Raw genomic sequence first — 8605 nt, forward strand, 5'->3', positions numbered from 1 at the left:
CTCCTGTTTCTAGTTTACTAGATTTCAACAGGAGTGTTTTTCTTCTGTCTCATGTTAGGGGGGCAGTGCCATTCTCGGGCTTTTTTATATCTTCTTGTAAAAAGATTGATTAGCTTACTTTTAGGCAAAGATGATAATCTTGTACTTTAGATTGATATTATGGTAGAATAAATTGATAAAAATGTGAGAGGTAGCAAGATGACTGTAAAAATTAATACAAAAGATGGTCAAATTGAGCTATCTGACGATGTTATTGCAACAGTTGTTGGTGGCTCAGCGACGGAAATTTTTGGTGTTGTAGGAATGGCGAGCAAAAGTACCATTAAGGATAATTTTCAAGCTCTACTTCGCAAAGAAAATTATTCTAAGGGTGTTGTTATAAAATCATTAGAAGAAGGCATTACAGTCGATGTCTATACCGTCATGAGTTATGGTGTTAGGATTAGCGAAGTCTCTAAAAATATTCAGGAACGTGTTAAATTTAATCTTGAAAATCAACTTGGCATTCATGCTAATGTTGTCAATGTTTATGTTCAAAATATCAAAGTTGTAGGAGAAGATTAGTGTCAAATATTACAACAAGCTTATTCCAGGAAATGGTGCAGGCGGCTGCAACTCGTCTTGGCAATCAAGCCGAATATGTGAACTCATTAAATGTTTTCCCAGTTCCTGATGGAGATACAGGGACTAATATGGGAATGACTATGGATAATGGTGCCAAGGCGGTAGCTGACCAACCTGCTACGACTGTCGGTGAAGTAGGTCAAATTCTATCTAAGGGACTTTTAATGGGGGCTCGTGGAAATTCAGGAGTTATTACATCACAGCTGTTCCGTGGCTTTGGACAGGCTATCAAAGATAAAAAAGAGTTAGATGGCAAATCTCTGGCAGAAGCTTTTCAATCGGGAGTTGAAGTAGCCTATAAGGCAGTTATGAAACCTGTTGAAGGGACTATTCTTACGGTATCGCGGGGTGCCGCTACTGCAGCTCTTAAAAAGTCTGAATCAAGCGATGATGCACTTGAAGTGATGAAAGCAGCTTTAGAAGGTGCTAAAGCTGCTCTAGCTAAGACGCCAGATATGTTGCCGGTTCTGAGAGAAGTTGGTGTTGTGGATTCTGGCGGTCAAGGTCTGGTTTTCATTTATGAAGGTTTCTTATCCGCCTTGACAGGTGAATACATTGCTTCTGAAGAATTTCAGGCAACACCAGCTAACATGACGGAGATGATTAATGCAGAACATCATAAGTCAGTTGCTGGTCATATCGCTACTGAGGATATTACTTTTGGTTACTGTACTGAAATCATGGTAGCCTTAAAACAAGGGCCTACCTATATTAAAGATTTCGATTACGAGGAATTTCAATCCTATTTGAGTGGGTTGGGGGACTCTCTCTTAGTCGTTAATGACGATGAGATCGTTAAGGTGCACGTCCACACAGAAGATCCTGGCTTGGTGATGCAAGAGGGACTGAAATATGGTGCCCTTGTTAAAGTTAAAGTGGATAATATGCGCAACCAGCATGATGCTCAAGTGCAAAAAGAAGTGACACAAACGATAACTGCTTCAACAGCTCCTATCAAGGAATTTGGCCTTATTGCCGTTGTTGCTGGCCAAGGCTTAGCAGATATTTTTAAATCACAGGGTGTCGATTATATTATTTCTGGCGGTCAGACTATGAATCCTTCTACCGAGGATATTGTACAGGCTATAGAATCGGTCAATGCTAAAAATATTATTATTTTACCTAATAATAAAAATATTTTTCTAGCAGCTCAATCTGCAGCAGAAGTAGTTGATATTCCAGCAGCAGTTATTGAAAGTCGAACAGTCCCACAAGGCTTGACGAGTTTGTTAGCTTTTAATCCTGAAGATAAGCTGGAAGACAATGTTGCAGCGATGTCAAGTAGCCTTTCGGAAGTTATTAGCGGCAGTGTGACTGTAGCTGTACGTGATACAAGTATTGATGGACTTGAAATTCATAAGGATGATATCCTTGGAATGGTTGATGGTAAAATTTTAGTATCAAATCCAGATATGGAAACAGCTCTATTCGCAACTTTAGAGCAAATGATTGATGATGATAGTGAAATTGTGACCTTCTATATTGGCGAAGATGGTGATCGAGGATTAGTGGAAACAGTTGCCAAGCAATTAGCAGCTCAATACGAAGATATTGAGACTGAAATTCATCAAGGAGATCAACCAGTTTATCCATACTTAATGAGTGTTGAATAGAATTCCAAGAAAGGCTTGAGGTCAATGGATTTCAAGCCTTTCCTTTACTCTTAAAAAGAAAACGCTTTTTTAAACGAGTAAGGCTTGCAATATTCTGGGAAAGTGTTATCATAGATTCAAGCTGTTTGAATTTTTTGAAAATTCGACAAAGATCAAAAGAAGGAGGGAATATGGATAAAGTTCAATTAGAACAAGCTAAAACTGGATCTGATTTACTATTGGATACTTTAGTGGATTTAGGGATTACGACTATTTTCGGTTATCCAGGTGGTGCAGTTTTACCTCTATATGATGCTATTTATCAACATGATGATATCAATCATATTTTGGCTCGTCATGAACAAGGGGCCTTGCATGAAGCAGAGGGCTTTGCGAAATCTACCGGTAAAATTGGTGTTTCGGTTGTCACTAGTGGTCCCGGTGCGACAAATGCAATCACTGGTATTGCAGACGGTATGAGTGACAGTGTTCCTATGTTGGTATTCACAGGTCAGGTAGCCACGCCGGGGATTGGTAAAGATGCTTTTCAAGAAGCAGATCTTGTTGGTGTTACCATGCCAATCACTAAATACAATTACCAAGTGCGTGATGCAGCAGATATTCCTCGCATTGTTACTGAGGCTTTCCATATTGCGACAACGGGCCGTCCAGGTCCAGTTGTGATTGATTTACCAAAGGATATTTCGGAAACCAAGGTGACGAGTTATAATGATCCTACTGTAAGTCTGCCAAGTTATCAACCAACAGTATCACCTAATGTGCTTCAAGTTAAAAAAATATTGAAACAGTTGAAGAAAGCTAAGAAACCTTTGATTATTGCCGGTGGCGGTGTCAACTACGCTGGTGCTTCAAAGGAATTGATAGCTTTTGCAGAGCGTTACAATGTTCCTGTCGTATCGACTTTGTTGAGCTTGGGAGTTATACCTACTGAGCACCCTCTATCTTTGGGAATGGGAGGGATGCACGGTTCTTATGCTTCTAACATGGCCATGACGCACAGTGATTTTATGATTAACTTCGGGTCACGTTTTGCTGACCGGTTGACAGGAAATCCAAAAACTTTTGCTAAGGATGCTGTTGTGGCCCATGTTGATATTGACCCGGCAGAGATTGGTAAAGTAGTTCAAACGGAGATACCAGTTGTTGGTGACGCTAAAGAAGCTTTGAAACTTTTATTGGCAGAAGAAACAGTCCGAACTCGCCACGATAATTGGACGCAAGAGGTTTTAGGGAATAAGTCCAAAGCGCCTTTCAGTTATCGTTTTGATGAAAACATTATCAAACCGCAACAGGCGATTGAAATAATCGGTAAGTTAACCAAGGGTGCTGCAATTGTAGTTACGGATGTTGGTCAACATCAGATGTGGGCAGCCCAATTTTATCCTTATAAAAATGAGCGGCAATTGATTACCTCTGGTGGTTTAGGAACTATGGGCTTTGGTATTCCTGCAGCGATTGGGGCAAAACTTGCGAATCCCGACAAGGAAGTTATTCTCTTTGTTGGGGATGGTGGCTTCCAGATGACCAATCAAGAGTTGGCTATTCTTAATGGCTACGGTTTGCCAATCAAAGTAGTTTTGATTAACAATCACTCTCTTGGAATGGTACGTCAGTGGCAAGAATCCTTTTATGATGAGCGTCGTAGTCAGTCAATCTTTGATGATGAACCAAATTTCCAGCTACTAGCAGAGGCCTATGGAATTGCGCATTATCAGTTCTCTGATCCTAACAGCTTAGAAAAAGATTTAGAGGTCATTACTGAGAAAAAACCGATGCTGATTGAGGTCAATATTTCCAATCGCGAACATGTTTACCCAATGGTTCCATCTGGGAAATCCAATGCTGAAATGTTGGGGGTGACTTTTAATGCGTAGAATGTTAGCAGCTAAACTTCATAACTCAACAGGTGTTCTTAATCGCTTTACTGGTGTTCTGCTACGCAGACAGGTCAATATCGAATCGATTTCAGTTGGTCATACAGAAGAAGAAAATGTTTCCCGTATTACCATTATTATTGATGTTGATAGCCTAGAAGAAGCCGAACAAATTATTAAACAACTTAATCGTTTAATTGACGTTGTTCGTGTAAGAGATATCACGGATATTCCTCATTTAGAGCGAGAAGTTATTCTGGTAAAGGTAGCAGCCCCTGCTCATAAGCGGGCAGAAATTTTAGCGGTTATCCAGCCTTTCCGTGCTAGTGTTATCGATGTTGGCTTGAAGTCTATTACAATTCAAGTGACGGGTGATGCCAGCAAACTCGATGCTCTGCTACGGGTCATCCAGCCTTACGGTATCCAAAAGATTGCTCGTACGGGTGCAACAGGTTTTTCACGAGATTTATCCTAAAAATGTCGTTAACTAATGTTGACTTTTGCTTAATAGCAAATAATAAATAATATTTTATAGAAAAGAGAGTACTTAATTATGCCAGTAACAATGGAATACGAAACCGATGTAAAAGTAGACGCACTTACAGGTAAAAAGATTGCCGTTATAGGCTATGGATCACAAGGTCATGCTCACTCACAAAACTTGCGTGATTCAGGATACGATGTAATTATAGGTGTGCGTCCTGGTAAATCATTTGATAAAGCCAAAGAAGATGGTTTTGATACTTACGAAGTTGCTGAAGCAACTAAATTGGCAGATGTTATCATGATTTTGGCACCAGATGAAATTCAAGCAGATCTCTATGCTAATGACATTGCTCCAAATCTTGAAGCTGGTAACGCTCTCGGATTTGCTCATGGATTTAATATTCGTTTCGAATATATCAAAGCTCCAGAAGATGTTGATGTCTTTATGTGTGCACCAAAAGGTCCCGGGCACCTCGTTCGTCGTACATACACTGAAGGTTTTGGTGTGCCAGCACTTTATGCCGTTTACCAAAATCCTACAGGAAATGCTAAGGATATTGCTATGTCTTGGTCTAAAGGTGTTGGTGCCGCCCGTGTTGGTCTCCTTGAAACAACCTTCAAAGAAGAAACTGAAGAAGATCTATTCGGGGAACAGGCTGTACTTTGTGGTGGTTTAACTGCTCTTATTGAAGCTGGTTTTGAAGTCCTTACTGAAGCAGGTTATGCTCCAGAATTAGCTTACTTTGAAGTTCTTCATGAAATGAAATTGATTGTTGACCTCATCTATGAAGGTGGCTTCAAGAAAATGCGTCAGTCTATTTCAAATACAGCTGAATTTGGTGATTATGTATCAGGTCCACGTGTCATTACAGAACAAGTAAAAGAAAACATGAAGACTGTTCTTGCTGATATCCAATCAGGTAAATTTGCACAAGAATTTGTAGATGACTTCAAATCTGGTCGTCCGCGTCTTGAAGCTTATCGCAAAGAAGCTGCAGACCTTGAAATCGAAAAAGTTGGGGCAGAACTTCGTAAGGCAATGCCATTCGTTGGTCAAAATGATGATGATGCTTTCAAAATCTATAACTAATTCCATAAATCTGGATAGGCAAAAAAGCAGGACTTTTGTTCCAGCTTTTTTGTTTTGCTCTCACTTTACCAGATTGAAAGGGTTGATTGGCAGTTCATATCCCTTACTAGGTAAGTGATCAAGGGCATCCAATCAACTGTGCAAAAAGGCGAAGCGACAAACTCGAAATTGCAATTTTATCACAATTTACCGATTTTTGTCCCGCTCTCTTTCTATTTTCAGGATGTATAATATAGATAGAAACAAACCTTTAAAAATCCCATGAAAATGTTATAATAAACAGGACTATATTAAACGGAGAATTACTTTATGACTTTCTACGACCATAAAAAAATTGAAAAAAAATGGCAGCAATTTTGGGCTGACAATCATACCTTTAAGACGGGAGCAGATACTTCAAAGCCTAAATTTTATGCGCTTGATATGTTTCCATATCCGTCTGGTGCAGGGCTTCACGTAGGTCATCCAGAAGGTTATACAGCAACAGATATTCTCAGTCGTTATAAACGTGCCCAAGGATATAATGTTCTTCATCCTATGGGGTGGGATGCCTTTGGTTTGCCTGCGGAGCAATATGCGATGGATACAGGTAATGATCCGGCTGAATTCACCTCTCAGAATGTTGCTAACTTTCAACGTCAGATTAATGCTCTTGGTTTTTCTTATGATTGGGATCGTGAAATCAATACTACTGATCCTAATTATTATAAATGGACTCAATGGATTTTCACTAAACTTTATGAAAAAGGCCTTGCTTATGAGGCAGAAGTTCCTGTAAACTGGGTGGAAGAGTTAGGGACAGCGATCGCTAATGAGGAAGTACTTCCGGATGGGACTTCTGAACGTGGTGGCTATCCAGTTGTCCGTAAACCTATGCGTCAGTGGATGCTTAAAATTACAGCTTATGCAGAACGTTTGCTGGAAGATTTGGATACAGTAGACTGGCCGGAGTCTATTAAGGATATGCAGCGCAACTGGATTGGAAAGTCGACGGGTGCCGATATTACTTTTAATATAAAGGATACAGACAAGGCTTTCACAGTCTTTACTACTCGTCCAGATACCTTATTTGGTGCGACTTATGCTGTTTTAGCACCGGAACATGATTTGGTAGATAGCATTACTAGCCCAGAGCAAACTCAAGCTGTTGCAGAGTATAAACGTCAAGCCAGCTTGAAGTCAGACTTGACACGCACGGATCTAGCTAAAGAAAAGACAGGAGTCTGGACTGGTAGTTACGCCATTAATCCAGTCAATGGCAAAGAAATCCCGATCTGGATTGCTGATTATGTGCTTGCTAGCTATGGAACAGGGGCTATTATGGCTGTTCCCGCTCACGACGAACGCGACTGGGAATTTGCTAAGCAGTTTAATCTAGCTATTATTCCAGTCCTTGAAGGCGGTAATGTTGAAAAAGAAGCCTACACAGAGGATGGCGTCCATATCAATTCGGATTTCCTCAATGGTCTCAATAAAGAGGAGGCAATTGCTAAAATTATTGATTGGCTAGAAGAACATCAAGTGGGGAACCAAAAAGTTACCTATCGCCTTCGTGACTGGCTCTTTTCTCGCCAACGCTATTGGGGTGAGCCGATTCCAATTATTCATTGGGAAGATGGCACGAGCACGGTAGTCCCAGAAAAAGATCTTCCGCTTGTTTTACCAGTGACAAAAGATATCCGTCCTTCTGGGACAGGCGAATCTCCCCTAGCTAACCTGACTGATTGGCTGGAAGTTACTCGTGAAGATGGTGTTAAGGGGCGTCGGGAAACGAATACTATGCCGCAATGGGCTGGCTCAAGTTGGTACTATCTTCGTTACATTGATCCACACAATGATGAAAAAATAGCAGATGAGGACCTTCTCAAACAATGGTTACCAGTTGATATATATGTAGGTGGTGCTGAGCACGCAGTACTTCACTTGCTCTACGCACGTTTCTGGCATAAGTTCCTTTATGATCTAGGTGTTGTGCCAACCAAAGAGCCCTTCCAAAAACTCTTTAATCAAGGGATGATTTTGGGAACAAGCTATCGCGATAGCCGTGGAGCGCTTGTGGCTACAGACAAGGTTGAAAAACGTGACGGAGCCTTCATTAGTATCGAAACTGGAGAAGAACTTGAACAAGCGCCGGCTAAAATGTCTAAGTCATTGAAAAATGTAGTTAACCCAGATGATGTTGTTGAGCAATATGGTGCTGATACCCTTCGTGTTTATGAAATGTTTATGGGTCCATTAGATGCTTCTATCGCTTGGTCTGAAGAAAGTCTGGAAGGTTCACGTAAATTCCTTGATCGTGTTTATCGTCTGATTACCACCAAGGAAATTTCTGAAAACAATAATGGCGATTTAGATAAGGTTTACAACGAGGTCGTTAAAACTGTAACTGAACACCTCGAGGCCATGCGCTTTAACACTGCTATTGCGCAATTAATGGTCTTTGTCAATGTAGCAAATAAGACAGATAAACTCTATGAAGCTTATGCTAAAGGATTTGTTCAATTATTAGCACCTTTTGCTCCTCACTTATCTGAAGAATTGTGGCAGTTCCTAACACAATCTGGAGAATCACTATCTTATGTTTCATGGCCAACGTGGGATGAAAGTAAGTTAGTTGAGAATGAGATTGAAATTGTTCTTCAAATTAAAGGGAAGGTCAAGGCTAGAGTTATGGTGGCGAAAGATCTTTCTAGGGAAGAGCTCCAAGAAATCGCCATGACTAATGATAAGATTATTACAGAAACAGCTGGTAAAGAAATAATAAAAGTTATTGCGGTACCAAATAAACTGGTCAATATTGTCATTAAATAAACCATCTCCCAAAAAAGATCTTCCAAGAAGATCTTTTTTCAAACCCCTAAAAAAGTTTGAAAAAGATATTGACAAGGCTTTCTGAGTTTGATAGAATAAATAAGCTG

General features: G+C 40.2%; 6 protein-coding genes. All 6 read left to right on the forward strand.

Annotated elements, in window-relative coordinates; translation table 11 throughout:
• The first annotated feature begins 198 nt into the window (after positions 1 to 198).
• A complete protein-coding gene (locus ACFOSE_RS02485) occupies positions 199 to 564 on the forward strand; it encodes an Asp23/Gls24 family envelope stress response protein (RefSeq protein ID WP_380430065.1) in 366 nt (121 codons plus the stop codon).
• On the forward strand, positions 564 to 2237 hold the full coding sequence (locus ACFOSE_RS02490; RefSeq protein ID WP_380430068.1) for a DAK2 domain-containing protein: 1674 nt from the start codon (positions 564 to 566) through the stop codon (positions 2235 to 2237). Before ACFOSE_RS02485 ends, ACFOSE_RS02490 begins: the two co-directional genes overlap by 1 nt.
• A gap of 170 nt (positions 2238 to 2407) precedes the next feature.
• A complete protein-coding gene (locus ACFOSE_RS02495) occupies positions 2408 to 4111 on the forward strand; it encodes an acetolactate synthase large subunit (protein ID WP_380430071.1) in 1704 nt (567 codons plus the stop codon).
• Entirely contained in the window at positions 4104 to 4586 is a 483-nt protein-coding gene (gene ilvN, locus ACFOSE_RS02500) for an acetolactate synthase small subunit (RefSeq protein WP_380430074.1), read from the forward strand. Before ACFOSE_RS02495 ends, ilvN begins: the two co-directional genes overlap by 8 nt.
• A gap of 78 nt (positions 4587 to 4664) precedes the next feature.
• Entirely contained in the window at positions 4665 to 5687 is a 1023-nt protein-coding gene (gene ilvC / locus ACFOSE_RS02505; protein WP_380430077.1) for a ketol-acid reductoisomerase, read from the forward strand.
• Positions 5688 to 5996: 309 nt separating this feature from the next.
• Complete coding sequence (gene leuS / locus ACFOSE_RS02510) at positions 5997 to 8498, forward strand: leucine--tRNA ligase (protein ID WP_380430080.1); 2502 nt, start codon at positions 5997 to 5999, stop codon at positions 8496 to 8498.
• Positions 8499 to 8605: the final 107 nt, after the last annotated feature.

Source organism: Streptococcus dentapri, assembly GCF_042649885.1.
Taxonomy (GTDB): Bacteria; Bacillota; Bacilli; order Lactobacillales; family Streptococcaceae; genus Streptococcus; species Streptococcus dentapri.

What these genes read in the sequence shown, in the direction of transcription:
- ilvN (WP_380430074.1), top strand. Translation starts at nt 4,104, where the DNA reads ATGCGTAGAATGTTAGCAGCTAAACTTCATAACTCAACAGGTGTTCTT.
- leuS (WP_380430080.1), top strand. Translation starts at nt 5,997, where the DNA reads ATGACTTTCTACGACCATAAAAAAATTGAAAAAAAATGGCAGCAATTT.
- ilvC (WP_380430077.1), top strand. Translation starts at nt 4,665, where the DNA reads ATGCCAGTAACAATGGAATACGAAACCGATGTAAAAGTAGACGCACTT.
- ACFOSE_RS02495 (WP_380430071.1), top strand. Translation starts at nt 2,408, where the DNA reads ATGGATAAAGTTCAATTAGAACAAGCTAAAACTGGATCTGATTTACTA.
- ACFOSE_RS02485 (WP_380430065.1), top strand. Translation starts at nt 199, where the DNA reads ATGACTGTAAAAATTAATACAAAAGATGGTCAAATTGAGCTATCTGAC.